The organism is Amycolatopsis umgeniensis (assembly GCF_014205155.1).
In the GTDB taxonomy this organism is placed as follows: domain Bacteria; phylum Actinomycetota; class Actinomycetes; order Mycobacteriales; family Pseudonocardiaceae; genus Amycolatopsis; species Amycolatopsis umgeniensis.
Genome location: NZ_JACHMX010000001.1, coordinates 4,668,219 through 4,692,875 on the forward strand (window position 1 = coordinate 4,668,219; position 24,657 = coordinate 4,692,875).

Annotated in this window: 25 protein-coding genes; 13 read left to right on the forward strand and 12 right to left on the reverse strand. The window is 69.5% G+C overall.

Going from position 1 to position 24,657, the window contains the following annotated elements; genetic code table 11:
* Positions 1–41: 41 nt before the first annotated feature.
* The 3 genes from HDA45_RS21890 to HDA45_RS21900 form a co-directional block, all read right to left on the reverse strand.
* A complete protein-coding gene (locus HDA45_RS21890) occupies positions 42–212 on the reverse strand; it encodes a hypothetical protein (protein WP_184898185.1) in 171 nt (56 codons plus the stop codon).
* A gap of 591 nt (positions 213–803) precedes the next feature.
* Positions 804–1,736, reverse strand: coding sequence for a type I pantothenate kinase (gene coaA, locus HDA45_RS21895; protein ID WP_184898187.1), 933 nt, complete (start codon positions 1,734–1,736; stop codon positions 804–806).
* A 157-nt stretch (positions 1,737–1,893) separates the two neighbouring features.
* Positions 1,894–2,535, reverse strand: coding sequence for a macro domain-containing protein (locus tag HDA45_RS21900; RefSeq protein WP_184898195.1), 642 nt, complete (start codon positions 2,533–2,535; stop codon positions 1,894–1,896).
* A gap of 97 nt (positions 2,536–2,632) precedes the next feature.
* Here HDA45_RS21900 and pheA point away from each other — a divergent pair, with 97 nt between their 5' ends.
* The 3 genes from pheA to HDA45_RS21915 all read left to right on the forward strand — a co-directional run bounded on the left by pheA (position 2,633) and on the right by HDA45_RS21915 (position 4,958).
* A complete protein-coding gene (pheA, locus tag HDA45_RS21905; protein ID WP_184898197.1) occupies positions 2,633–3,541 on the forward strand; it encodes a prephenate dehydratase in 909 nt (302 codons plus the stop codon).
* Entirely contained in the window at positions 3,538–4,158 is a 621-nt protein-coding gene (locus tag HDA45_RS21910) for a histidine phosphatase family protein (protein ID WP_184898199.1), read from the forward strand. The genes pheA and HDA45_RS21910 overlap by 4 nt, the downstream gene beginning before the upstream one ends.
* Before the next feature lie 146 nt (positions 4,159–4,304).
* Positions 4,305–4,958 carry a DUF4232 domain-containing protein gene (locus HDA45_RS21915; protein ID WP_184898201.1) on the forward strand — a complete coding sequence of 218 codons (654 nt, stop codon included), beginning with the start codon at positions 4,305–4,307 and terminating at the stop codon, positions 4,956–4,958.
* Position 4,959: 1 nt separating this feature from the next.
* On the opposite strand, the gene HDA45_RS21920 is transcribed toward HDA45_RS21915, so the two are convergent.
* From HDA45_RS21920 to HDA45_RS21935, 4 genes are all read right to left on the reverse strand, one after another.
* Positions 4,960–5,394: a hypothetical protein gene (locus tag HDA45_RS21920; protein ID WP_184898203.1), complete on the reverse strand. Its 435-nt coding sequence runs from the start codon at positions 5,392–5,394 to the stop codon at positions 4,960–4,962.
* A gap of 61 nt (positions 5,395–5,455) precedes the next feature.
* A complete protein-coding gene (locus HDA45_RS21925) occupies positions 5,456–6,724 on the reverse strand; it encodes an MFS transporter (RefSeq protein ID WP_184898205.1) in 1,269 nt (422 codons plus the stop codon).
* Between the two features lie 214 nt (positions 6,725–6,938).
* Positions 6,939–7,289 carry a metallopeptidase family protein gene (locus tag HDA45_RS21930; protein WP_007030570.1) on the reverse strand — a complete coding sequence of 117 codons (351 nt, stop codon included), beginning with the start codon at positions 7,287–7,289 and terminating at the stop codon, positions 6,939–6,941.
* Positions 7,290–7,293: 4 nt separating this feature from the next.
* Positions 7,294–8,301 carry a septum formation family protein gene (locus HDA45_RS21935; RefSeq protein ID WP_184898207.1) on the reverse strand — a complete coding sequence of 336 codons (1,008 nt, stop codon included), beginning with the start codon at positions 8,299–8,301 and terminating at the stop codon, positions 7,294–7,296.
* 94 nt (positions 8,302–8,395) lie between these two features.
* On the opposite strand from HDA45_RS21935, the gene HDA45_RS21940 reads away from it, so the two are divergent.
* From HDA45_RS21940 to HDA45_RS21955, 4 genes are read left to right on the forward strand one after another with little or no spacing between them, the layout of a single operon-like run.
* Entirely contained in the window at positions 8,396–9,010 is a 615-nt protein-coding gene (locus HDA45_RS21940; RefSeq protein WP_246480753.1) for a hypothetical protein, read from the forward strand.
* Positions 9,011–10,177 (forward strand): glutathionylspermidine synthase family protein, encoded by a 1,167-nt coding sequence (locus HDA45_RS21945; protein WP_184898209.1) that lies wholly within the window; start codon positions 9,011–9,013, stop codon positions 10,175–10,177.
* Positions 10,178–10,232: 55 nt separating this feature from the next.
* Positions 10,233–10,685, forward strand: a complete 453-nt coding sequence (locus HDA45_RS21950; protein ID WP_184898211.1) for a DUF350 domain-containing protein — start codon at positions 10,233–10,235, stop codon at positions 10,683–10,685.
* Positions 10,686–10,740: 55 nt separating this feature from the next.
* Positions 10,741–11,646: a haloalkane dehalogenase gene (locus HDA45_RS21955; RefSeq protein WP_184898213.1), complete on the forward strand. Its 906-nt coding sequence runs from the start codon at positions 10,741–10,743 to the stop codon at positions 11,644–11,646.
* Between the two features lie 66 nt (positions 11,647–11,712).
* Here the strand turns inward: HDA45_RS21955 and HDA45_RS21960 are convergent, their stop codons facing one another.
* Positions 11,713–12,996: an aspartate aminotransferase family protein gene (locus HDA45_RS21960; protein WP_184898215.1), complete on the reverse strand. Its 1,284-nt coding sequence runs from the start codon at positions 12,994–12,996 to the stop codon at positions 11,713–11,715.
* Between the two features lie 155 nt (positions 12,997–13,151).
* Here HDA45_RS21960 and serS point away from each other — a divergent pair, with 155 nt between their 5' ends.
* Positions 13,152–14,420 carry a serine--tRNA ligase gene (gene serS, locus HDA45_RS21965; protein WP_184898217.1) on the forward strand — a complete coding sequence of 423 codons (1,269 nt, stop codon included), beginning with the start codon at positions 13,152–13,154 and terminating at the stop codon, positions 14,418–14,420.
* A 20-nt stretch (positions 14,421–14,440) separates the two neighbouring features.
* Entirely contained in the window at positions 14,441–15,430 is a 990-nt protein-coding gene (locus HDA45_RS21970; protein WP_184898219.1) for a DUF3558 family protein, read from the forward strand.
* Here the strand turns inward: HDA45_RS21970 and lhgO are convergent.
* On the reverse strand, positions 15,427–16,737 hold the full coding sequence (gene lhgO / locus HDA45_RS21975; RefSeq protein ID WP_343072128.1) for an L-2-hydroxyglutarate oxidase: 1,311 nt from the start codon (positions 16,735–16,737) through the stop codon (positions 15,427–15,429). The genes HDA45_RS21970 and lhgO overlap by 4 nt on opposite strands.
* Between lhgO and HDA45_RS21980 the strand changes: the two genes are divergently transcribed.
* Together HDA45_RS21980 and HDA45_RS21985 are read left to right on the forward strand one after the other, a co-directional pair.
* A complete protein-coding gene (locus HDA45_RS21980) occupies positions 16,692–17,288 on the forward strand; it encodes a TetR/AcrR family transcriptional regulator (protein ID WP_184898223.1) in 597 nt (198 codons plus the stop codon). The two genes, lhgO and HDA45_RS21980, sit on opposite strands and share 46 nt — an antisense overlap.
* Positions 17,285–17,776: a nuclear transport factor 2 family protein gene (locus tag HDA45_RS21985; protein ID WP_184898225.1), complete on the forward strand. Its 492-nt coding sequence runs from the start codon at positions 17,285–17,287 to the stop codon at positions 17,774–17,776. The genes HDA45_RS21980 and HDA45_RS21985 overlap by 4 nt, the downstream gene beginning before the upstream one ends.
* 80 nt (positions 17,777–17,856) lie before the next feature.
* Here the strand turns inward: HDA45_RS21985 and HDA45_RS21990 are convergent, their stop codons facing one another.
* Both HDA45_RS21990 and HDA45_RS21995 read right to left on the reverse strand, forming a co-directional pair.
* Complete coding sequence (locus HDA45_RS21990; RefSeq protein ID WP_184898227.1) at positions 17,857–19,398, reverse strand: MFS transporter; 1,542 nt, start codon at positions 19,396–19,398, stop codon at positions 17,857–17,859.
* Positions 19,395–20,492, reverse strand: a complete 1,098-nt coding sequence (locus tag HDA45_RS21995; protein ID WP_184898229.1) for a C45 family peptidase — start codon at positions 20,490–20,492, stop codon at positions 19,395–19,397. Before HDA45_RS21995 ends, HDA45_RS21990 begins: the two co-directional genes overlap by 4 nt.
* A 95-nt stretch (positions 20,493–20,587) precedes the next feature.
* On the opposite strand from HDA45_RS21995, the gene HDA45_RS22000 reads away from it, so the two are divergent.
* Entirely contained in the window at positions 20,588–20,785 is a 198-nt protein-coding gene (locus tag HDA45_RS22000) for a hypothetical protein (protein WP_184898231.1), read from the forward strand.
* A complete protein-coding gene (locus HDA45_RS22005) occupies positions 20,782–21,465 on the forward strand; it encodes a hypothetical protein (protein WP_184898233.1) in 684 nt (227 codons plus the stop codon). Before HDA45_RS22000 ends, HDA45_RS22005 begins: the two co-directional genes overlap by 4 nt.
* Here the strand turns inward: HDA45_RS22005 and HDA45_RS22010 are convergent.
* Positions 21,447–24,566 carry an AfsR/SARP family transcriptional regulator gene (locus HDA45_RS22010; protein WP_184898235.1) on the reverse strand — a complete coding sequence of 1,040 codons (3,120 nt, stop codon included), beginning with the start codon at positions 24,564–24,566 and terminating at the stop codon, positions 21,447–21,449. The two genes, HDA45_RS22005 and HDA45_RS22010, sit on opposite strands and share 19 nt — an antisense overlap.
* Positions 24,567–24,657: the final 91 nt, after the last annotated feature.

Here is a 24,657-nt window from a genome sequence, read left to right on the forward strand (position 1 = left end):
GGATCAAGCACTTGAGGTTCAAGCGCTCAGGGATTGAGCACTCAGCTCAGTGGTGCCGCCGGGGTGCCTTCGCTCTCCGTGACTTGCGGCTTCTTCCGGCGACGGTCCCCGCGGGCGTCGTCGAAGTCGACGACGAAGGCGCCGGCGGCCATGGCCACCAGGAGTGCGAGTCCGAGAATCGAGCCGACCCAGGTCAGGATGATCGAGAACATCGTGAGCCTCCTCCCTGCTCAAGGTCTTTTTCGAGACCTCTTGAACCCCTGACACAAGGGTCACCTCGGGGGGCTGTAGCCGGTATCGGCCAACCGGTTACACGTACTGAGCGTGGATCGGCCGATCGGCCGAGGAAACCCGCCCGGCGGTCGCGGTCCGCGACGGGCCGACACCGTGGGCTCGCCTGGGGTGCGAAGGCTGGTACTTGTGAGGGAACGGCCGGAATTCGCCCGGGTGATCGGCTTCCGGTGAAATGATCTTGAATCTTGTCGTGAACGCTCGCCGTGAGTAGAGATTCCGCGCCTGACCGGTTACTCAGTGTCGACCTCCGGGGCGCGCGTGCTCCGACGGACGGCACCCGCGCAGCCGAATGCCCCGCCGCACCTCCACCCAAGCACGCGTGTCGTCCGCTCAATCACGCGTGTCGTCCGTTCAGGCACGGGTGTCGTCCGTTCAGACACGCGAAACTGCCGGAACCGCGCGGGCCACTCACGCCGCGAGTGGCGATTCGGGTGGGAGCGGACCGGTCTTTGCTCGACGTCCCCGACCTTCCGTCGATCAAGGACATGGCACGAGAGGCAAACCGACCCTCAGAGCTTGCGCAGCCGGACCCGGTTGATCGTGTGGTCGGAGTCCTTGCGGAGGACGAGGGTCGCGCGAGGCCGCGTCGGCTTGATGTTCTCCATCAGGTTCGGCTCGTTGATCGTGCGCCACAGGTGGCGCGCCTCGGCCCGTGCCTCGTCGTCCGGGAGGCCGGCGAAGTGGTGGAAGTGCGAGGCGGGGTCCGCGAAAGCGGTGTGCCGCAGTTTGAGGAAGCGCTCGATGTACCAGCGCTCGATGTCGGTCGTCGGCGCGTCCACGTAGATCGAGAAGTCGAACAGATCGGAGACGGTGAGCCGAGGGCCGGGCTGGAGGACGTTCAGCCCCTCGAGGATCAGGATGTCGGGTTGCTGAACGACCTGCTCTTCGTCAGGAAGGATATCGTAGGCGAGGTGCGAGTACACCGGAGCGCTGACCCGTTCCGCGCCGGACTTCACCTCGGTGACGAACCGCAGCAGCGCCCGCCGGTCGTAGCTCTCCGGGAAACCCTTCCGGTGCATGATCCCGCGCCGGACGAGCTCCGCCCGCGGGTGGAGGAACCCGTCGGTGGTGACCAGGTCGACCCTGGGGTGATCCGGCCAGCGGGCGAGCAGGGTGCGCAGGATGCGCGCGGTGGTCGACTTGCCGACGGCGACGCTTCCGGCGATCCCGATGATGTACGGCACCTTGGTGCCCCGACTGTCTTCACCGAGAAAGGTGGTGGTGGCTTCGTACAACCGTTGCCGGGCGGCGACCTGGAGATTGATCAGCCGGGAGAGCGGCAGGTAGACCTCGGCGACCTCGGCCAGATCGACCTGTTCACCGAGACCGCGCAGCCGCAGCAGCTCCGCGGCCGTCAGCGGCAGGGGAGTCGACCTTCGCAACTCGCGCCACTGCTCACGGTGCAGCTCGACGTAGGGACTGAGCTCACGGACCCGCGGCATCGCACACTCCTCGCCCGTCGCCAGCGCTGGCGCCGTACAAAACCGTGTAGACGAGTTCTCGGCGGGAAAACGTGCCTCGAACCGGATGAAGCCGCTTTAACGGTAGGGCTTACGGCTCGTGAACGCGCTGCGATGTGATGTAGCCCGCTTCGGGGCGTTACCGTCCGTTACGGGGGCGGCCGGGTGCGAAGACCTCGTCCCAGGCCGCGGCGACCTGCCGGGCGCAGGAGGCGGGCGCGACCCCGCCGACGCCGGTACCGAGGCCCGGCATCGCGATCGTGTGCACGAGATCACGGACCCGGCCCTGGTCGAGCCTGCCGTCGCGCCACTGTTGGAACACCGCCCTGGCGGCCAGGTACGGGTGCACGGTCTCGCGCGGGAGGCGCTCGCCGGGCTCCCGCATCGTCGGCGCGCTGATCAGCCAGGCGGGCTCCGCCTCGCCGGTGGGCACGATCACCGCTTCGCCGATCGGGAGTTCGCCGCCGTGGTAGGCGAGGACGGCGCTGCGCACGTTCTGCTCGACGTCGGGATAGGCGCGGGCGTAGACGGCGTCGATCCCGCCCCGCATCCAGCCATAGGAGTTCGCGGGGCTGACGACGGCCTGGGCGACGACGTCGAGCACCGACCCGCGGTGCACGGAGACCCGTCCGTCCACAGTGTCCGCGACGGTGGTCCAGGCTTGCGCGAGCAGGTCATCGACGGCGCACAGCACCAGCTCCGGGGTGGGATGGTCCGGCGGGGGACCGAAAGAGGAGCCGACATCCTCGTGGCCGGTGTGCGTGCCCGGTTCGGCGGTCACGCGCTAAGCATGGCAAAAAAAGCCACCCGGCGTAACCGGTTCGCGTACCGGCTGTCCGAGTGAAAGTCGCCACCCGCGGCGTGCGTAATCTGGCGAGGTGTCACGGATCGCCTACTTCGGCCCCCAGGGAACCTTCACCGAACAGGCCGCGCGCCGGCTCGCCCCCGGTGAGGAGCTGATCCCCGCGGAGACCATCCCGGCGGCACTGGCCGCGGTGCGCGCGGGCCGCGCCGACGCGGCTTGCGTGCCGATCGAGAACTCCGTGGAGGGCGCCGTCACCGCCACCCTCGACAGCCTGAGCGAGGCCGAGCCGCTCGTCGCGGTGGCGGAAGTGCTGCTGCCGGTCCACTTCAGCGTGCTGACCAGGCCCGGCACAACCGAGATCCGCACCGTGGCGAGCCATCCGCACGCGCTCGCCCAGGTCCGTCACTGGGTCGAGGCGAACCTGCCCGGCGCGCATCCGGTCGCGACGTCGTCCACCGCCGCGGCCGCCGTCGCGGTCGACGCGGGCGAGTTCGACGCCGCCGTCACCGCGCCGGTCGCCGTCGAGCACTACCCGCTGGAGGTGCTGGCCACCGAGGTCGCCGACGTCCGCGACGCCAAGACCCGGTTCCTGCTGGTCCGCAAGCCCGGCGAGCTGCCGGAGCCGACCGGGGCCGACCGAACGTCGATCGTCGCCGCCGCGACGAACCGGACCGGTGCCCTGGCGGAACTGCTCACCGAACTGGCGGTCCGCGGGATCAACCTGACCAAACTGGACGCTCGTCCGACCAGGAACAACTTCGGCGAGTACCGCTTCTTCATCGACTTCGAGGGGCACGTGGCCGAGCCCCGGATCGGCGACGTGCTGGCCGCGTTGCGCCGCCGGTGCCGCAACGTGCGGTTCCTCGGCTCCCACCCGCGGGCGGACAACGGCACGACCGAGATCGAGCCGGGCGCCGCCAACGAGGATTTCACCGACGCGATCGACTGGGTCGCTTCGGTCAGGAAGGGAGCACAGGCGTGAAACTCCTTCTCGTCCGTCACGGTCAGACCGACGGCAACGTCCGGGGCGCGCTCGACACCGCGTTGCCCGGCCCGCCGCTCACCGACCTGGGCCGTGAACAGGCTCGGGATCTCGCGACGCGGCTCGGCGGCGAGCCGGTCGTCGCGGTCTACGCCTCGCAGGCCGTCCGCGCCCAGCAGACCGCCGCGCCGCTGGCCGCCAAGTTCGGCTTCGACGTCCAGGTGGTCGACGGCGTGCACGAGGTCGCCGCCGGCGAACTCGAAGGCAAGACCGACAAGGACTCGGTCACGACGTACATGAGCGTGGTGCGCCGGTGGACGCTCGGCGAGCTCGATCCGCCGATCCCCGGCGGCGAGACCGGCACGCAGGTCCGCGCGCGGATGCTCGACGCCGTCGCCCGGCTGCGCGCCAAACACGAGCAGGCCGACCCCGACGGCACGGTGGTGCTGGTCAGTCACGGCGGCGCGATCCGGCTGGGCGGGGAGTGGCTCGCCGGGAACATCACCGCCGAGGTGGCCAACCAGGGCCTCATCCCGAACACCGGCGTGGTCGAACTCGTCGCGACCGCCGACGGCTGGACCTGTCTCACCTGGGCGGAGGTCCCCGTCGAGGGGTGACCTGGAACGTTTGCCTCCCTTCTCGCCGGGGAATACACCCCACAAGATCGATTAACACCTTGTGGGGAATTAACCGGGAGAGCGCAACCCCGACGGCGGACAACACGTCTACTTCAGTGGTGGGTCACCCGGCTACAGGGAGGCGAATGACCATGGTTCGTTCGAAGAGGATCTCCATCGGCGGTCTCGTCGCGGGTACCGCCGGGCTCCTGCTGCTCGGCGCCTGCGGTTCGGGAACCGCACCCGTCGCGCAGAGTTCTTCCGCGTCGCCGTCCAGTTCGGCACCGGAGACCTCCGCCGCGCCCAGCGCGAGTTCGTCGAGCCCGGCGCCCGTCTCGCAGCCCGCCGAGGTACCCGCCCCGGCGCAGAAGAACGACGGGCTCTGCAAGGCGGGAGACGTCAAGCTGTCAGTCGGGGGCGGTGACGCGGCCGCGGGCACGGTCTACCGGAAGCTCGTCATCACCAACTCGAGCGGGCACCCGTGCACCATCCAGGGCTTCCCCGGCGTCTCCTACGTGACCGGCGCGGACGGCCACCAGGTCGGCGAGGCCGCGTTCCGTGACGGCGCCAAAGGCGAGCCGATCCAGCTGAACAACGGCGAGAGCGCGTCCGCCGACATCGGCTTCGTGAACGTCCGCAACTACGACGAGGCGGCCTGCAAGCCCACCGAGACCCGAGGGCTGCGGGTGTACCTGCCGCAGGAGACGGCGTCGAACTTCGTGGCGGTGCAGGGGCTCGGCTGCGCGGGGAAGATCCCCGGCAACCAGCTGACCGTCAAGACGGTCCACAAGGGAGCGTGACCTAGAGCTGGGTGCAGAGCTGTTCGGCCTGCGACAGATGCCGCTGGCCGGAGATCTCGTTGAAGTGCAGGCTGAACACCATCCGGCTGACACCGTCGATGTGGTCGGCCAGCGGCCGGTAGGTGTCGTTGGCGGCGGCCGCCGCGGCGGAGAGTTCGCGCGCGGCCGTCATCCGGTGCAGGATCTCGGGGGCCAGCACCGCCACGGTCCGGTCGCCGGGCGAGTCGGTGGTGTCCGGGATCGTGCCGACCCTGGCCAGGGCGTTGCACGCTTCTTGCGCGTCCTCCAGCGCTCCCGCGTTGACGCTCGAGAGAGCCCACAGCATGCCGATCACGCTGGCACCGATCACGAAACCGGCGACGGCGGTGAGCACTTGCGGGCGCCTGGAAGGTTCTGTCGTCCCCACGCCGGCCTCCGGCACCAGTGTCTGCTGCATCGCGGACCTCCCTCACCAGCTGGCGGGTGATGGGCTATTTCAGCACCAAAGGCCTTTGTTTTCACTGGTCTTGGTGGAGAACCCGCACCTCCGTGGCCGATTCGTCATCGAACGCGCCTCGCCGTGACGAGACGAACGCGAAACCGGCTACGCCGAACAGCAGCAGCCCGGAAGTGAGGAACGTCCGGGCCGGGGAACCGAGTGCGTGGGTGAGGACCCCGCCGAGCAGGGCCCCGACCGGGATCGCGCCCCAGACGACGGTGCGCCACACGCCGAGGACCCGGCCGAGCAGCTCGCCGGGGACGAGCGTGTGCCTCGCCGTCCCCAGCACGATGTTCACCGCGACGACGCCCGCCGCGAACAGGCCGAACAGCGCCGCCCCCGCCACCGGCGAACTCGTCAGCCCCATGCCGGTGAACGCCACGCCGCAGCAGGCGGTGCCCCCGAGGAGCACCGCGCGACGGCTGGACGTCTTCACCAGCCGCGGGGCGACGCCCGCGCCCAGCAAGCCGCCGATGCCGCCGACTAACGCGAAGAGCCCGAAGGCCGCTTCGCTGAGACGCAGGTGCTCGATCGCGTACAGCACCAGCTGCGCCTGCGCGAGCTCGCTGACCAGGCTGATCAGCCCGGCGACGACGACCAGGCGCAGCATCAGCCGGTTGCCCCTGAGCCAGCGGAAACCGTCCGCCAGTTCGGTGCGAAGGCCGGATCGAGCGCCCTCGTCGGCAGTGGAAGGGCGCGCTCGATAGCTCCCGGAGAGCCCGAGCAGCACGGCGGCCGCGATCGCGAAGCCCACCGAGTTGAGCAGGAACGGGAACGTCGCGAAGAGCGCGAAGGTGGCGCTGCCGACTGGCCCGCCGAGGAAGGTCTGGCCGACGATCTCGCAGGCCTGGAGCTTGCTGTTCGCGCTGTCGAGTGAGCCCTTGCCGACGACAGCCGGGATGAGCACGTTCGCGGCGCTGTCGGCGACCACTTCCGCGAAGCCGATGAGCAGGGCGGCGGCGTAGACCACCCAGATCGTCACCCCGCCTGTCGCGACCAGGGCGGCCATCCCGCCGACGACCACCGCGCGGGCGCTGTTCGCGAGGATCATCGCGCGCCTGCGGTCGATCCGGTCGAGGAGCGCGCCCGCCGGGAGCGCGAACAGCAGCCACGGCAGGAACTGGGTCGCCGAGAGACCGGCGATGAGCAGCGGATCGCGGGTCAGGGTGACCGCGAGCAGCGGAAACGCGACCTTGCCGATCCCGTCGCCGAGATTCGACGCCGCACTGGACGCGAGCAACCAGTGCAGTCGCCGGTCACTCCTCCTGCGCGCCGTCGACTCGGCCATGCACGCCTCCCCAGGCCTTCGCCGGCGCCGGCCGACGACAACGTGTCGAAAAGTTTAGCGGGGTTGTCGCCCAAAGTGGCGGGCTTGTTACGCCCAGTTAAGAATCCGAAGAACCTTTGGCGCCCGGCGCACAAAAATCACCGACCATGCCGCTCTCGGCGCGGAATCCGCCGGGAAGGGAGCAAGGGACCTTTGCTATCGCCTGTTCCGCGGTTCAGCCCCAGCCGAGTTCGTGCAGGCGCGCGTCGTCGATGCCGAAATGGTGGCCGACCTCGTGGACCACCGTGATCAGCACCTCCTCGACTACGTCTTCCTCGGTGTCGCACATCTGCAGCAGCGGCCGCCGGTAGATCGAGATCCGGTCCGGCAGCACCCCGCCGTATTCGTGGGTTCGTTCGGTCAGCGCGACCCCGTGGTAGAGCCCGAGGATCGTGGGCGACTCCTCGTTGAACTCCTCAACGAGTACCACGACGTTGTCCATCGCGTCCGCGAATTCGGGCGGAAGCTCGTCCAAAGCCTCCGAAACCAGCTCTTCGAAGCGCTGCTGGGTCATCTCGACGGGCACGCGATCACCCGCCGGTCTTCGGGGCCGAAGACGACGCCGGCGGGTTCGACGGGCCGCCGCCGTCGGAGGGCGGGGCCTCGCCGTTGCCGACCTTGACGCTCCCGGTGACGGGCGCGAGCCCCTTGTTGTCCGGCAGGGCCGCCGCGACCTTGCAGTTCACCAGCGTCGACCCGGCGTCCCAGCTCTCCTGTTCGCGGACGTCCCAGCCGAGGATGAGTTTCTTCGCCGCCAGGTCCGCGTTGCCGGTGTAGTCCTGCGCGGCCGTCGAACATTCGGTGTCGAGCCAGATGTTCTGCTGCTCCTGAGACGGGTAGCCGTCCTTGAACTTCGTCTTGAGGTCGAGCGTCGAGATGATCTCGTAGGAGTGCGGCTGGGCGCAGTCGATCGGGTCGCCGAAGCTGTTGTTGAGCAGCGCGAGGCAGGTGCCCGGCTCCCACACCGCGGACTGGTTCTGCTCCTTCGCCGGTCCCTTGGTCGGCTGGAGCTTGCCGCCCTGGCCCGCCCATTGCAGCCCGCACCGCAGCTGCCTGTCGCCGTCCTCCCACTGCGCGGGAGTCGGCCGGAGCAGGTTCATGCTCAATTTGCCGTACGGATCCAGCGTGCGGCCGAGGTACGGCTTGACGTCGACGGTGCAGCGTGACCGGGAGATCTCCTGCCACTGCTCCAGGTTGGGGCTCGGCACGCCCGCCGGGTACTGCGCGCCGATGTCGACGATGCTGGTGACCTCGAAAAGATGGGACTCCGCACACGCCACGCGCCGCGCGTCGTTGGCGTCCGGGTTGTTCCAGGTCAGGCAGGTGCCTGGGGGAGATTGGAACGCTTCGACCGCGGCGGGCGACAGTTTGGGGGCGCCGCCGCCCGCACCGCCCTCCGGGCCCACGTTCCACGAGAACGCCACACTCAGCGAAAGCGCGATGATCGCTCCCGCGAACACACCGGCCATGACGAGCCGGGTGCGCAGGGTGCTCAGCGCGTTTCGCGGATCACGGAACCGCTCGGCCTGTTGAGACATCCACTCCATGATGCCCGCGCCGCACGTAAGGTGCGCATACCGGGTGGTTAGTGTTGGACACGGGTTCGGGCCGGCGGGCGATTACGGAGCTTCGATGACGCAGGATGACAACCAGGGGGCACAGCCGCCCCAGGAGCCGCCCAAGCGCGGTTCTATGCGCTTTCAGGACGGCAGCACGCAGGCGCGGCAGCCGTCGTTGGCCGAGCAGCGGGCACGGCAGCAGGCACTGGCGGAGCAGGAACGCCAAGAGGTGCTCGACGCCGAAGCCGCTCGCGCCGCCGAGAAGAAGTCTTCGACCAAGAAGAAACTCCTGATCGGAACCGGTGTGACCGTGGGGCTGGTCGGCCTCGTCGCGACGTTCTACACCGTCGCGAAGCCGGAAGAAGTCACGGCGGTCTGCGCCGCCAAAGACACCGAGATCGTCAACGACGACCAGAACTGCGACGAGAGGTACGTGACGTCGCACGGCGGCTACGTCAGCGGCGGCTTCTTCTTCATGCCGATCGGTGTGGGCGGCGGCTACAACAGCTACCGCTACAACTACGGCGGTTCCGGCGCGATCGGGCAGCGGGTCTCCGGCGGCTCGTACACGGCGCCGCCGAACGCGAACGTGCGGACCAAATCGGGTACTTCCGTCCAGCGCGGCGGGTTCGGCATCAGCGGCAAGAGCGGTACCTCCGGCGGTACCGGCAAGAGCGGGGGCTCGTAGTTGTATCGGGATTCCAAGCCGCCCCGGCGGGACTGGCAGAACATCGTCGAGGAACAGGGCCTGGTCTTCGGCACCCCCGCCCGTGACGGCGCCGGCAAGTCCAGGCCGTACTGGGACGAGTCGGTCCACTACGTCTTCGAGATGGACGAGATCCTGTCCGTCGAGGCGGACGTCGAACTGCTGCACTCGATGTGTCTCGAAGCCGTCGACAACGTGATCACCACCGAGCAGTACCACCGCTTCGGCATCCCCGAGTGGGTCTGGCCGCATATCGCGGAGTCGTGGAAGCGGCAGGATCCGCACGTCTACGGCCGGTTCGACCTGCGCTACGACGGCAAGAGCCCGGCGAAGCTGCTCGAGTACAACGCCGACACCCCGACTTCGCTGCTCGAGGCCGCGGTGCTCCAGTGGCACTGGAAGACCGCGGTCTTCCCCGAGGACGACCAGTGGAACTCGATCCACGAGAAGCTGGTCGAGCGCTGGGGCGAGCTCGCCGAGAAGCTGCCTTCCAACGAACTGCACTTCACCTGGTCGTCCGCCGACCCGTCCGGTGAGGACCACGTGACGACGGCGTACCTGCAGGAGACCGCGGCCGAGGCCGGGCTCGACACCGTCGGCCTGTCGATCGAGGAGATCGGCTGGGATCCGGTGCTCAAGCGGTTCGTCGACCTCGAAGAGTCGCAGATGGCGACGGTGGTGAAGCTCTACCCGTGGGAATGGGTGGTCGACGAGGAGTTCGGCCGCTTCGCCGTCGAGACGATGCCTCGCACGCTGTGGGTCGAGCCGCTGTGGAAGATGATCCTCTCCAACAAGACGCTGCTCGCGATCCTGTGGGAGAACTACCCGGGGCATCCGAACCTGCTGCCCGCCTTCGCCGACGACCCCGGCCTGCTGACGGAGTACGTCCGCAAGCCGAAACTCGGCCGCGAGGGCGCGAACGTGCAGATCGTCGCCACCGGGTACGAGACGCAGACCGACGGCGTCTACGGCGCCGAAGGCTACGTCTACCAGGCTTTCGACCCGCTCCCGGAGTTCCAGGGTTACCGGCCCGCGCTCGGCGCGTGGATCGTCGGGGACCACGCCGCCGGCCTCGGTATCCGCGAGACGGCGGGACTCGTCACAGACGACGGTGCGGCGTTCGTCCCGCACCGCATCGTCGAGTCGTGATAGAAGCAACCGCACAAACCTGACATTTCTCGACCCGCACCTCTGGGAGCACCCTGTGACCACCACCCTTGCGCTGTCCGACACGTTCGGCTCCGACCTCGTGCGAGGGATCGGCGCGATCCTGCTGTACGGCGTCGTCGGTCTGCTGCTGATGTTCGCCGGGTTCTGGGCGATCGACTGGACCACGCCCGGCAAGCTGTCGCAGCTGGTCAGCCGCGGCCTGCCGAACGCGGTCATCGTGACCGCGTCGGGCCTGCTGTCGATGGCGTTCATCGTCGTCGTGGCGATCGCGAACTCCGCCAGCGACCTGACCGAGGGCCTCATCACGTCGTTGGTCTACGGCCTGCTCGGCATCGTGGTGCAGGTGCTGGCCGTCCGGCTGCTGGAGTGGGCGACCCGCATCGACGTCCGCTCGACCATCGAGAGCGAGCAGTTCGCCCCGGTCAGCGTCGTGGTCGCCGCCGCGCACCTCGCGCTCGGCCTGGTCGTGGCCGTCGGCATCTCCTGATCGCCTGACCTGACGAAACCGGCATAGGCGCACGATTCCCACTAACGTGGGTGTCGTGCGCCTTTTGAGGACACCGGACGACCGGTTCTCGGACCTGCCCGATTTCGATTTCGAACCGCGCTACGCGGAACTCGTCGACCTTCACGGCGGCGTGATCAGAGTGGGTTACGTGGAGGCCGGACCCGCGGATGGGCCGCCCGTTCTCCTGTTGCACGGCGAGCCCACCTGGTCCTACCTCTATCGCAAGGTCATCCCGGTGCTCGCCGACGCCGGACTGCGCGCCATCGCGCCCGACCTGGTCGGCTTCGGCCGGTCCGACAAACCCGGCGACATGGTCGACCACACCTTCCAGCGGCACGTCGAGTGGATGCGCGCGTTCGCCTTCGACGTGCTCGACCTGAACGAGGTCACCCTGGTCGGCCAGGACTGGGGCGGCCTGATCGGCCTGCGGCTGGTCGCCGAGAACCCCGACCGGTTCTCCCGGATCGTCGCGGCCAACACCGGCCTCCCCACCGGCGACACCGACATGCCGGAGATCTGGCACAAGTTCCGGGAGACCATGGAGAACGCCCAGGTCATCGACGTCGGGCGGTTCGTCCAGTCGGGCTGCCAGACCAAACTGTCCGAGGAGGTCCGCGCCGCCTACGACGCGCCCTTCCCGAACGAGATGTACAAGGCCGCGCCACGCGCGATGCCGTCGCTCGTGCCGATCACCCCGGACGATCCGGCCTCGGCCGCCAACCGGGCCGCGCTGAAGGTGCTCGCCGAACTGAACAAGCCGTTCCTGGTCTCGTTCTCCGACGGCGACCCGATCACCGCGCCGTGGGGCCTCGAACTGCGGGGGTCGATGCGCGGCGCCCGCGAACTCGAGCATCCGACCATCACCGGCGCCGGTCACTTCCTGCAGGAGGACGCCGGCGTGCGGCTGGGCGAGGTCATCTCGCGTTTCGTGAAGTCTTGAGCCGAAGGGAGCTTTCCCGCAGGTGATGCGAGGAAAGCTCCCTTCGCCGCGTCAGGCGCGGGCAGCTCAGGAGACGGCCGCCAGCGCGTCCAGGATGATCGCGAGGCCTTCGGCGGCCTCGTCGGCGGTCAGCGTCATCGGCGGCGCGATCCGCAGCACGTTGCCGTGCAGCCCGCCCTTGCCGATCAGCAGCCCGCGCGCCTTGGTCAGCTCCATCATCCGCGCCGCGGCCCCCGGATTCGGCGCCATGCCGCCCGGCTCGACCAGTTCGACGCCGATCATCAGGCCCTTGCCGCGCACGTCCCCGATCAGCGGGTTCCCCGCCGCGCGCAGGCCGGAGAGCAGTTCGTTGCCCCGCGCGAGCGCGTTGGCCTGCAGGTCGTGGTCGGCGATGTGGTCGAGGACCGCGGCCGCGCCCGCCATCGCGACCGGGTTGCCGCCGAAGGTCGAGATCGAGTTCGCGGTCAGGCAGTCGACGAGGTCGCCGCGTGCCACGAGACCGCCGATCGCGAGGCCGTTGCCGAGGCCCTTCGCGAAGGTCATCGCGTCGGGGACGACGTCGTGCGCCTGGATCCCCCAGTAGTGTTCCCCGGTCCGTCCCCAGCCGGTCTGGACCTCGTCGGAGATGAACAAGATCCCGTACTGGTCGAGGACCTCCTTCATCGCCTTGAACAGGCCGTCCGGCGGTGAGCTGAACCCGCCGACGCCCTGGATCGGCTCGGCGATCATGCAGGCGACGTCGCCCGACGTGCCCGTCTCCAGGACGTCGACCAGATCCGCGACGCACGCGTCGATGTACTCCGTGTCCGAAAGCGCCCGGAACGGGCTGCGGTACCGGTAGCCGCCGTGGACGTAGCTCACCTTCACCGGGCTGAGCGACGACGCCGACCAGCCGCGGTTGCCCGTGATGCCGACCGTCGCGAACGACCGCCCGTGGTACGAGTTCCGCATGGCCAGCACCTGGTTGCTGCGCCGGTACTGGGTCGCGAGCATCAGCGCGGTGTCGTTGGCCTCGGTCCCGGAGTTGGTGAAGAACACCTTCGCGTCGGGGATGCCGGAGAGCTTCGCGATCCGCTCGGCCAGCTCGACCTGCGAGCGGATCAGGTACAGCGTCGAGGTGTGCAGGATCCCGGTGTCGAGTTGCTTGCGCACGGCGTCGCTGATCGCCGAGACGTCGTAGCCCATCGAGTTGGTCAGGATGCCCGCGAAGAAGTCGAGATAGCTCCGCCCGGTCGAGTCGATGACCCGTCGGTCCTGCGCGTGCACGATCTCGATCGGCTCGTCGTAGTAGAGCGCCAGCCAGGACGGGAGCACCGCCTTGTGCCGTGCCAGCAGATCCGCATCGGTCATCGATTTTCTCCGTCCGCAGCAGGAGATTTCAGTATGGGGAGGGCCCGAAACGGGCGACAACGATCAGACTGTCGGGTTATCCGCGGCGGCCCGCACAGTCTGTACGGGGAAACTGCCTCGAAGCGCGCCGAGCCCACGGACTACCCTCAGCTCTCGTGATTGACCCCAGGACTCTGCGCGATGACCCGGACGTCGTGCGCGCTTCGCAGCGTGCCCGTGGCGAGGACGAAGGAGTGGTCGACAAGCTGCTCTCCCTCGACTCCCGCCGCCGGTCTTCGATCGCCGCCGCCAACACGCTGCGCGCCGAGCAGAAGTCGCTGGGCAAGCTCGTCCCGAAGGCGCAGGGTGACGAACGGGCCGCGCTGCTCGCCAAGGGCAAGGAACTCGCCGCCCAGGTGAAGGCCGCCGAGGTCGAGCAGACCGAGGCGTCGGAGGAGTTCGAGCAGCTGCACCGTCTGGTGCCGAACCTGGTCCACCCCGAAGCGCCCGAAGGCGGCGAGGACGACTACGTCGTGCTCAAGCACGTCGGTGAGCCGAAGAAGTTCGACTTCGAGCCGAAGGACCACCTCGAGCTCTGCGAGGGTCTCGGCGCGCTCGACATGGAGCGCGGCGCGAAGGTCTCGGGCTCGCGGTTCTACTTCCTCACCGGCATCGGCGCCCAGCTCCAGCTCGGCCTGCTGAACATGGCCATCGCGCAGGCGACGGCGAACGGCTTCACGCCGATGATCACGCCGACCCTCGTCCGGCCGGAGATCATGGCGGGCACCGGTTTCCTCGGCGCGCACTCGTCGGAGGTCTACCGGCTGCGCGACGACGACCTGTACCTCGTCGGCACCTCCGAGGTCCCGCTCGCCGGTTACCACGCCGACGAGATCCTCGACCTGGGGAAGGGCCCGAAGCGCTACGCGGGCTGGTCGTCCTGCTACCGCCGCGAGGCCGGTTCGTACGGCAAGGACACCCGCGGCATCATCCGCGTCCACCAGTTCGACAAGGTCGAGATGTTCGTCTACACGCGTCCCGAGGACGCCGAAGCCGAGCACGCGCGCCTGCTGGACTGGGAAGAGCAGATGCTCGCCAAGATCGAGGTCCCGTACCGGGTGATCGACACCGCCACCGGCGACCTCGGCACCTCCGCGTACCGGAAGTTCGACTGCGAGGCGTGGGTGCCGTCGCAGGAGACCTACCGCGAGCTGACCTCGACGTCGAACTGCACGACGTTCCAGGCCCGCCGCCTCGGCATCCGCTACCGCGACGACGACGGCCGTCCGCAGACCGTCGCCACCCTGAACGGCACGCTCGCCACCACCCGCTGGATCGTCGCGATCCTGGAGAACCACCAGCTCGAAGACGGTTCGGTCCGGGTGCCGGAAGCGCTTCGTCCCTTCCTCGGCGGAACCGAGGTCCTCACCCCGGCATCGAAGTAAGGACCCGGAGGAGGGGACGCATGCGGTATCGGAATTCGCTCGCGATCGGACTGGCGGTGCTGGCGCTCGGCGGATGCACGTCGACGATCGGCGGTTCGGCTTCGCCGGTGCCGGGGCAGGGGCCGGTGATCACGAAGGCCGAGCCGTGCGCCCTGATGACGCAGGAGCAGGCGGCGGCGCTGGGTGTCACGTATCCGGGCAAGGAACGTCCGGCGAAGCCCGAACAGAAGATCCCCGGGGTCTGCCGCTTCCCCGAACTCGAGGACGCGCCGGACGGGGTCGCCCTGGAGGTTTCGCAGAGCAAGGACCTCTCGGCGGTCGAGTACTACGCGGGTGCGTTGCCGGGTGAGAAGTTCGGCGTCGGCGGGTTCACCTGGACGCGGTACGCGACCATCCTCGGGCCGAGCTACTGCTCACTGAGCACCGAGCTGGACGCGAAGACCTTCATCGAGGTCTCCAGCGACGCCCCGGGCGACGACAACAGCAAGGCCTGCGACCTGGCGAAGGCGGCTCTCCCCATCGTCGCCTCGCATCTTCCCGGTGGTCAGCCGAACCCGGAGATCACCTCGCCGCCGGGGCAGAAGCCGATCGAGCCGTCCGGCCCGCTGGCCACCGTCGACCCGTGCACCCTGCTCAAGCCCGAGCAGGTGGCCCCGCTCAAGCTCCTGCCCGCGCGGCCGATGAACGGTTCCTCGAGGGATCCCAAGAACGGCTGCCAGTGGGACGACACGGACGGCGACAAGGGCAAGAAGGCGCTCGACCTCTGGGTCTACACGGCGACCAAGACCGAGGACGTGCCAGGGCTGGAAGGCACCCCGGCCGAGCAGACGGTGAACGGCCGGAAGTGGATCGTCTACTCCGCTCCGGACAGCCCGATCTGCGTCGCGCTCTTCCCGATCACGGAGACCTCGTCGATCAAACTCGACACCGGCGACCTCAGTGACAACGCCAAGGCCTGCGAGATCCCGCAGACCGTGATGCCGCTCGTGACCGCGAACGCGCCCGCCTAGGCGGACACTTCGTCGGCGATGTGCTTGGCGATCTCCAGCGCGCTGGTCGCCGCCGGTGAGGGCGCGTTGAGGACGTGCACCTGGTTCCGCGCGGTCTCGATCAGGAAATCGTCGACGAGCGCGCCGTCCGGGCGCAGCGCCTGCGCCCGGACACCGGAACCGTGCCGCACGATGTCGTCCTCGGTGACGGCGGGCACGAGCCTCGCGAGGCTCTCGGCGAAGCGGCGGCGGGAGAACGAGCGGCGGACCTCGTCGAGGCCGGTCGGGTACGCGTACTTGCGCGCGAGCCGCCAGACGCCGGGGAAGCGGGCGACTTCGGCGAGGTCCTTCGCGGAGACGTCACGCCAGGTGTAGCCCTCGCGGCGCAGCGCGAGCACGGCGTTGGGGCCGGCGTGCACGCTGCCGTCGAGCATGCGGGTCAGGTGCACGCCGAGGAACGGCAGTGACGCGTCCGGGACCGGGTAGATCAGGCCGCGCACCAGATGGCGGCGTTCGGGCTTGAGTTCGTAGTACTCGCCGCGGAACGGCACGATCCGCGCGCTCGGGGTGAGCCCGGCGAGCCGCGCGACGCGGTCCGCGTGCAGGCCCGCGCAGTTGACGAGCGCGTCCGCGTGGATCACGTCGTCGCCCGTCGCCACCTCGACGCCGCCGGTGCGGCCCGCGCGGATCCCCAGCGCGGGCGTGCCGAGGCGGAGGTCGGCGTCGGACTCGTCGAGCAGCCGCACCAGCGCGGCGCAGACGGCGGGGAAATCGATGATGCCGGTGGACTCGACGCGCAGCGCGGCGACGCACGAGACCTCGGGTTCGTACTCGCGGGCCTCGCTCGGCGTGATCAGCTTGGCCGGGACGCCGTTGGCCTCGGCCCGTTCCGCGAGCACCTTCAGCGCCGGAAGCTCCGCTTCGGACGTGGCGACGACGAGTTTGCCGCACACCTCCACCGGCACCCCGTACTGCCGCGCGAAGTCCACAATGGACCGATTGCCCGCGGTGGACATCCTCGCCTTGAACGAACCCGGCTTGTAGTAGAGCCCCGCGTGCACGACGTTCGAGTTGTGCCCGGTCTGGTGGACCGCCCAGCGGTCCTCCTTCTCGAGCACCGTGACGTCGAGGCCACGTTTGGTCAGCTCCCAGGCGGTGGCGAGCCCGACGATCCCGCCCCCGATGACTACGACTGTGCGCACGATCGACCAGGTTACCCGGAACGCTACCTGACAGTCGTCAGGTTGAGTGGTACCGTACCTAACCGATGTCAGGTAAGCGGTTGAGCAGGGAAGAACGCCGGGAGCGGATCCTGGCCGCGGCGGCACGAGTGTTCGCGGCGTCCGGATACGACGCGGCGGGGATGCGCGAGGTCGCGACGGCGGCCGGGATCAGCACGCCCGTGCTGTACGACCATTTCCCGTCCAAGGCGCGGCTGTACGCCGGGCTTCTGGAGTCCGAAGTGGACAGTCTGCTGGCCGGTTGGGCCGAGCTGCCGCCGTCGGAGACCGCGGAGGAGTTGCTGCGCGGCCGGGTGGCGGCGATCTTCGCGTGGATGGAGACCAACGAACGCGGCTGGCGGATGATCTTCGCCGAAACGCCGTCCGACCCGGGGGTCGCCGAGGTGCACCGGCGCGGGCAGGCCAGGGCCACCGGTCAGCTGACCGAGGTGTTCGCCCAGGTCCCTCACCTGGCGCTGACCGCGGACCTGCCGCGCGACCGCGCGAACGAAGCGCTCGCCGAGGCGGCGAAGAGCGCGCTGAACGCCATCGCCACCTGGTGGTGGAGCAACCGTGACATCCCGCGAGAGCAAGTCGTCGCGCTCACGACGGATCTGTTGTGGCGCGGTCTGGGAGCCCTGATCCAGGAGGACACATGAGCATCGACACCACCGAGCGATACCGCCGGGCCCTCGAGACCCGGGACGTCGAACTCGCGCTGAGCGCCTTCGCGCCGGACGCGGTCGTCCATTCGCCGCTGACCAGCCGGGTCCGGTTCACCGGGCACGGGGAACTCAGGCCGCTGCTGGAGGTCGCCTACTCGCATCTGCGCGACGTCAGCTTCCACACCGACACGGGCGACGCGTCGACGCGGGTCGTCGTCTACACCGCGCGCATCGGTGCGGAGGAGATCGAAGAGGCGGCGGTGCTGAAACTCCGCGAGGACGGGCTCATCACCGAAGTGACGCTGTTCGTGCGGCCGCTGCCCGGGATCGTCACGTTGATGGACGCCTTCGGCCCGGACATCGCTCGCCGCAACGGCCGCACCTTCGCGGCGCGGCTGCTCGCGGTGGCCACGAAACCGTTGCTGGCCATGGTGCGGTCGGGCGACAAACGCGCCGTCCCGCTGGCCGGACCGAGGAGCTGAAGGACGCTTTCCCCGCATCTCATGCAGGGAAGGGCCCTTCACCACGTCCTATGCGGTGAAGGGCCCCTTCAGCCCACGCTTCACACCGTCGCGGGCACCGGCACCGGCTCGTCTTCGGGGTCCTCGAGCACCTTCGGCACCCCGCGCAGCGTGAACAGAGCGCTGACCGCCAGCAACGCCATCAGCCCCGCCGAGCACAGCATCGTCACCTGCAACCCGTCGACGAACGCCAGTTTCGCATTGGTGAGGATCAAAGCTCCTTGCTCGGGCGGCAGCTGCGCCGCGACCTGGACAGCGCCGCCGAGGGTGTCCGAGATCGCCTCGGGCGGCACACCCGCCGGGATGACGAGTTCGCTCCGGTACAGCGCGCCGAGCACGCTGCCGAGGATCGCGATCCCCAGCGCCCCGCCGAGTTCGGTCGCCGTCTCGGAGATCGCCGACGCCGCGCCCGCCCTGGCCTTCGGCACGACGCCGAGCACCGTGTCCGTCGCGACGGCGAGGATCAGCGCCAGCCCGACACCGAAGACGATCATCGCGGCGAGCAGGTCGGTGTAGACGATCGTCACACCGATACCCGAGTACAACGCGAAACCCGTCGCCGAAAGAGCACAGCCCAGCGAGATGGTGACCGCGCGGCCGAGGGCCTTGATCGCCAGCGGCGCGAGCACGCCGCCGACGATCGCGCCGCCCATCCCCGGCAACCCGGCGAGCCCCGACTTCAGCGGCGACCAGCCCGCCACCAGTTGCAGGTACTGCGCGAACATCAGCGAGACCGCGAGCTGCGCGAACATCGCCAGGATGGTCGTGCCGACGGTCGCCGAGAACGCCCGTTGCGCGAACAGTTTCAGGTCCATCAGCGGTTCGGCCAGGCGCGGCTGCCGCAGGACGAACGCCAGCAGGCAGCCGAGGCCGAGCACTGCGGCCACCGCGATGTCCCAGTGCCCCCAGCCCTGGTACGCGACTTCCTTGATCGTGTAGACGATCCCGACCATGCCGATGATGGACAGCAGCACACTGGGCACGTCGATCCGCCCCGGGGACGGGTTCTTCGACTCGGGCAGGATCAGCGCGCCCGCGATCACCATGACCACCACCACCGGCACGTTGACCAGGAACACCGAACCCCACCAGAAATGGTCGAGCAGGACGCCGCCGACGAGCGGCCCCATGCCGAAACCGAGGATCGTCAGCCCGCTCGAAACCCCGATGGCGGCCGCGCGTTCCTTGCCGGTGAACACGTTCCGGATGATCGACAACGTCGACGGCATCAGCGTCGCGGCGGCGATCCCGAGCAGCGCGCGGGCGGCGATCAGGAGTTCCGCCGTCGGCGCGTACGCGGTGATCACCGAAGCGACGCCGAACAGCGACGCCCCGATCAGCAGCAGTTTCTTCCGGCCGACGCGGTCGCCGATGTTCCCCATCGTGATCAGCAGCCCGGCGAGCGCGAAACCGTACGCGTCGGCGATCCACAGCATTTCCGTCGTCGACGGGTGCATCTGCTCGGAAAGCGACGGCAGCACCAGATGCAGCACGGTCAGGTCGATCGCGATCAGCAGCTGCGCCAGCACACAGACCGCGATCGTCCCGATCTTGCGGCCCTTGCCGATGTCAACACTGTTCACCTCGAAACGCCGAAGGTGAGTTCCGGCGAGTGACGCGCGGTGCCGTGGTCCCCGTCGCCGAGGTAGAACCGGGTGCTCATGGTGCGGGCCGCCGGGTCGAGGACGCTGCGCCACAACGTCCGCCATGGCGCGCCCGGTTCGATCGCGACGGACACCGCGTCGAGCGCGTCGCGCGGCCCGGCCTCCGCCTCCTTGGTGATGGTGCGCAGCCGCTGGTAGGTGAGCATGGTCTCCGGCGTGTCCTCCGGCAGCGCGTCGATGTCCGGATAGCGGTGCAGCGGATGGTTCGTGACGCACAGCGGCCCGTCCGCGACCTCGACGAAGTACTCGATGTCGTGCGCGCCGCGCTCGTAGACGAAGCCGCGTCCGGAGGCGTCGGCGACGATGTAGTGACAGGGCGCGCCGTGCGCGTACTGCTTGGCGAGCATCAGCGCTTCCTTGGCCTCGTCGACGTTTTCGCACGTGTCCAGCAGGTACCGGCAGACCTGGGGCACCGAGAGACCCGCCTGCGGACCGGGATCGTGCTCCAACGGAGTGGCCGCCTCGAGGTCGGCCATCAGCAACGCGACCACGAGCCCGGCCTCGTTGACACCCTCCATCGCACCGTCCACTGTGGACATCGAAAGCGACGTCGAGGCGATGCCGTCGTCGGGGATCGTGGTCAGGACGTAGGGGCGTGAAGCCATCGGCACCGTCCCGTCGTCGACGGGTTCCGCACCGGCCATCACCGCGCCCAGCTGGCTCCAGCTCAACGTGAAGAAGTCGTAGTTCCGGCCGAGCGCGCTGCCCGTCCACAGCGCCGAACAGCCCGATCCGGCGGGTAAGGCGGTGGCGTTGTCGAAGCAGACCGCCGCGTCGGCCGCGAGCCCGTAGGCCTCGGCGAATCCGGCCGTGCGCGCGGCGTACTGCGGCCAGTTCCGTTCGAACCAGACACGCCGGGCCCTGGCCACGATCGGATCGGTCGGCGGCGGCGTCCAGCCGGTCCGCGCCTTCATCTCGGCGGCGAGAGCGTGGCCGATCTCGGCCTGGGTGCCGCGCAACGTCAGCTGCCGCACGGCGAGGAAGTCTTCGGGAGAACCCGCGATGTAGGTCATGGCCGAGAGGTTGTCCGCCGCCGCTGACCGTTCGCGCACCACACGCTGACCGCTTGTCATCCGAATGTCATGTGCCCCGCGCGAAGGTTTGCCCCATGTTGAGCAACAAGGTTTACATCATCGCCGGAGGCGTGCTCTCCGTCCTCTTCATCGTGCTCGCGATGACCGAGTTCTCCACCGGCTACCCGGACGACGGCCTGCAGGACCTGTTCTACGCAGCGCTGAGCGCCGGCGCCGGCACCCTGCTGTACGTCCTCGATCGCCGTCAGCGCGAGCGGCGTGACGCCCGATGAGGAACATCGACGGCGGCTTCCTCGCCGCCCCGGACCAGGCCTCCCTCGATCGCCGCGACCAGGACGTGCGCAAAGGCAAGCTCGCGCTGCTCCTGACCGTCGCGGGCGGGTTCGTCGCCCTGATCGCCGGTTACAACGCCCTCGTGGACTTCTCGCCGGTTTCGCTGGTCGTGACGATGATCGCGCTGGCCGTCGCCGTCGGGGGCGGGGTGCTCACCAAACACCTGATGCGCGCCGTGCGGTTCCGGGTGCACAAACCGAACGCGGGCCTGGTCGGCGCCGCGAAGCTCACCGGGCTCCTGGTGGCCTTCTTCGGGATCGCCGCCCTGCTCGGCTCGATCGAGGCGCCCGGCGCGCTGCGCGTCGTCCTGATCGCCGGCGGCGTCGGCACCATCGCCTACGTGAAGTCGCTGCACGACCAGCAGTGGGTGCTCTTCGAACTGGACGCGGTGGGCGTCCGGGTCGAGCGGACGATCGTGCCCTGGCGCGACGTCTCCCGGCTCACCACCGACCCGGTCGGCCCCGGGATGACCCGGCTCGGCGCGCTCCCGGTCAACGCGGCGCCGCTGTACGTCGCGGTCCAGGACAGCGAACTGGACCCGCGTCTGCTGGCCGGGGCCGTCGGCCGCTTCGCACCGCAGGGGATCTTGCTGACCGGAGGTCAGGGGCCCGCCACTTGAGCGGCGCCGCGCATGCCGAGCCCTTGGCGGTACGGCCGGTCGAAGTCGTTCCCGAGCCGTTCCCGCACGGAAGTCCGGAGCAGGGCGGCGTCCAGATCGACGGCGAACGCGGTGCCCCGGATGGTCACCGCGGCGCCGATCAGGACCGCCGCCCGCTCGGGGTCGCCCCGCAGCAGCGCGACTCCGGCGAGGCCTTCGACGGCGCAGGCCACGGTGGTGCTGTCGTTCCACTGATCCGCGGCCGTGAGCGCCAGCCGGTGCAGTTCCTCGGCCCGGTCGATCTCGCCCTCGGCGGCCAGCACCCAGCCGAGCGAGATGCGAGCCCCGGCGCGGGCCCCCTCGGAGGTGAAGGAGCCGCCGGCGCACTCCGAAAGCGCGAGTTCGCTCAGCGCGCGAGCCGTGGCCAGATCGCCTCCGTGCCGCGCGAGGGAGGCGAGGCCGACGTACCCGAACGCCCGGCTTTCGGGCATCCCGGCGCGGCGCGCGATCTCGATGGCGAGTTCGAAGTCCGCCCGTGCTCCCGCCGCGTCACCGTGGAGCAGCTTGCTGGTGCCACGACGGCACAGTAGGTCCGCGTTGTCGTCGGACGCGCCGAGTTCCCGCATCAGCCGGAGCGCCTCATGCATCATTTCGAGGGCCTCGGCCTGCCGGTTCGTCCAGATCAGGATCTGTGACAGGTGGTCGAGCGTCATCGAAAGGCCCCAGCGTTCCCCGATCGCGCGGAACGCGGCCTCCCCTTCGCGCAGCAACCCTTCCGCCGATTCGAGATCGCCCTGCATCATCAGGCGCAGCCCGTATCCGGTCGGCATCAGGGCGAGGCTCCACGCGTCGCTGTGCGCCAACAGGGCCTGACCGCGTTTGAACAGCTCGTCGTCGTCACCCGGCGGCCCGCTCACCACCCCGATCAGCATCAGCAACGCCGGGTTCCTCGGCGCCCTGACCATGTTCCGCACGAGTTCGTCGACCGCCGGAAGATGCCGCTCCAACGCCTCGTGATCGCGAAGCGCGGCAGCGGCGTTGAGCACGGAGAGCTGGTATTCCTCTTCGAGATCCTCCGGCGGTCGCAAGCCGACGTGTTTGACCACTTCCAGGCTCAGCGTCGAGCCCTCGAACCGGCGTCCGCGCATCCACCAGTACGTCACCAGCGAGGCCGAAAGCCGCAGACCGATCCGTACGTCGGCTTCGGCCGCCCAGCGCAGCGCGGCGAGGAGATCGTCGTAGGCGTTGTCGAGACGCTCGAGCCAGACGAGCTGATCGCCGGTGCGCAGGAGCGGGTCCGCCTCTTCGGCGAGGGCGAGGAAGTGCTCGGCGTGCGCGCGCCGCAGCTGCTCGGTCTCGCCCGCTTCGGCGAGCTTCTCGGCGAAGAACGCCCGGATGGTTTCGAGCATCCGATACCGGTTCCCGCCGCGTTCGACGAGCGATCTGTCCACAAGGGACGGAAGCAGGTCTCCGGTGTCCGGCACGGCGCAGACCGCTTCGGCGTCGGCGAGGGTGGTGCCGCCCGCGAAAACGGTCAGCCGCCTGCCGAGCAGGCGTTCGTCCCCCTCCAGGAGGTCCCAGCTCCATTCGACGGTGCCGCGCAGGGTGCGATGCCGGTCTTCGGCGACCCGGCTGCCTCGCGAGAGCAGCTTGAAGCGGTCTTCCAGCCTGGCGGCGATCTCGCCGACGGGCAGCGTCCGCACCCGCGCGGCGGCGAGTTCGATGGCCAGCGGCAGCCCGTCGAGTGCGGCGCAGATGTGCTGGACGTCGCCCGCGGTGGTGTCGTCGATGGCGAAGCCCGGGTCGTTCGCTCGCGCGCGATCGACGAACAGCCGGACGGCGGCGAACTCCAGTGACCGGGCGGGCGGCGTACCCGGCGGCGGCACGGCGAGCCGCGGCACGGGGGTGACGACCTCGCCAGTGATGCCCAGCGGTTCCCGGCTGGTGGCGAGCACGCGCAGCGCCGCGGCCGCGCCGAGCAGCCGGGCGGTCAGTTTCGCGGCGGCGCCGACCAGATGCTCGCAGTTGTCGAGCACCAGCAGGAGTGCCCGCTCCGCCAGGGCGTCGATCAGCCGTTCCAGCGGTGCGTTCTCCATGGCGGGGGTGGCCGCCCCGAGCGGGACGGTCCGCAGGCCGAGCGCGGTCAGCACGGCATGGGCGACGTCCGAGTCCTCGGTGTAGGGCGCGAGTTCGACGAAGACCACCGGGAGGTCCGTGGCGGCGGCCGTCTCGATGGCCAACCGCGTCTTGCCGCTCCCGCCGGGGCCGGTCAGCGTCACCAGCCGCGAGCGCTCCAACTGGTCGAGCACGTGCCGGAGGTCGCCCTCGCGGCCGATGAAGCTGGTGAGCTGCGCGGGGAGCGGCGCCGTCGTGGTCTTGGCGGCCGGCGCCTCACCGCGCAGCACGGCCAGATGCGCGGCGGCGAGTTCCGGTCCCGGGTCGGCGCCGAGTTCGTCGGCCAGGACGCGGCGGGCGTCCTCGAACGCGGTGAGCGCGTCGGCCTGGCGTCCCGCGGCGTGCAGGGCGCGGATCAGCAGCGCTCTCGGCCGTTCTCGCAGCGGTTGGGCGGTGATGACCTCACGAAGCTCGTCGAGGACATCTGCATGCCTTCCCAGCTTGAGCTCGGCCTCGACGCGATCCTCGATCGCCGACGTCCTCAGCTCGTTCAGCCTGGTGACCTGCGGATCGCGGAACGGCGCGTCGGTGATGTCCGCGAACGCCGGGCCGCGCCAGAGACCGAGAGCGTCGCGAAGCAGCTCTGCCGCCTTCTCGGCGTCTCCCGCCGCGAGAGTGCGTCGGCCTTCGGCGGCGAGCCGCTCGAACCGGTGCACGTCGACGTCGCCGGGGTCCACGGCCAGCCGGTATCCCGCCGGACTGAACTCGACGGGTGCGAGGTCCTTCAGCGCCGCGCGCAGCCGCGAGACCTGTGATTGCAGCGCGTTCGCCGCGCCGTCCGGCGGTTGTTCGCCGTAAAGGCCGTCGATGAGCCGCTCGGCCGGGACGACCCGGCCCGCCTCCAGCGCGAGCAACGCGAACAGCGTCCGGACCCTGGGCCCGCCGACTCCGACGGCGGTGCCGTCCTCGCGGCGCACCTCCGTCGCCCCCAGGACGCCGAATCGCATGGTTAGAGGTTAGGGCGTCGTTGACCTGGGTGGATCCAGCCCGCCCGAGATCGGCCGAATGGCGTCTATACACTTCGGCCGGTCCCCACGC

Bases quoted from the DNA above. Each gene is read 5' to 3' on its own strand.
- HDA45_RS21935 (WP_184898207.1), bottom strand. From the start codon at position 8,301: ATGTCTCAACAGGCCGAGCGGTTCCGTGATCCGCGAAACGCGCTGAGC.
- HDA45_RS21925 (WP_184898205.1), bottom strand. From the start codon at position 6,724: ATGGCCGAGTCGACGGCGCGCAGGAGGAGTGACCGGCGACTGCACTGG.
- HDA45_RS21985 (WP_184898225.1), top strand. From the start codon at position 17,285: ATGAGCATCGACACCACCGAGCGATACCGCCGGGCCCTCGAGACCCGG.
- HDA45_RS21890 (WP_184898185.1), bottom strand. From the start codon at position 212: ATGTTCTCGATCATCCTGACCTGGGTCGGCTCGATTCTCGGACTCGCA.
- HDA45_RS21995 (WP_184898229.1), bottom strand. From the start codon at position 20,492: ATGACCTACATCGCGGGTTCTCCCGAAGACTTCCTCGCCGTGCGGCAG.
- HDA45_RS21915 (WP_184898201.1), top strand. From the start codon at position 4,305: ATGACCATGGTTCGTTCGAAGAGGATCTCCATCGGCGGTCTCGTCGCG.
- HDA45_RS21970 (WP_184898219.1), top strand. From the start codon at position 14,441: ATGCGGTATCGGAATTCGCTCGCGATCGGACTGGCGGTGCTGGCGCTC.
- coaA (WP_184898187.1), bottom strand. From the start codon at position 1,736: ATGCCGCGGGTCCGTGAGCTCAGTCCCTACGTCGAGCTGCACCGTGAG.
- HDA45_RS21920 (WP_184898203.1), bottom strand. From the start codon at position 5,394: ATGCAGCAGACACTGGTGCCGGAGGCCGGCGTGGGGACGACAGAACCT.
- HDA45_RS22005 (WP_184898233.1), top strand. From the start codon at position 20,782: ATGAGGAACATCGACGGCGGCTTCCTCGCCGCCCCGGACCAGGCCTCC.
- HDA45_RS21940 (WP_246480753.1), top strand. From the start codon at position 8,396: ATGACGCAGGATGACAACCAGGGGGCACAGCCGCCCCAGGAGCCGCCC.
- HDA45_RS21960 (WP_184898215.1), bottom strand. From the start codon at position 12,996: ATGACCGATGCGGATCTGCTGGCACGGCACAAGGCGGTGCTCCCGTCC.
- HDA45_RS22000 (WP_184898231.1), top strand. From the start codon at position 20,588: ATGTTGAGCAACAAGGTTTACATCATCGCCGGAGGCGTGCTCTCCGTC.
- HDA45_RS22010 (WP_184898235.1), bottom strand. From the start codon at position 24,566: ATGCGATTCGGCGTCCTGGGGGCGACGGAGGTGCGCCGCGAGGACGGC.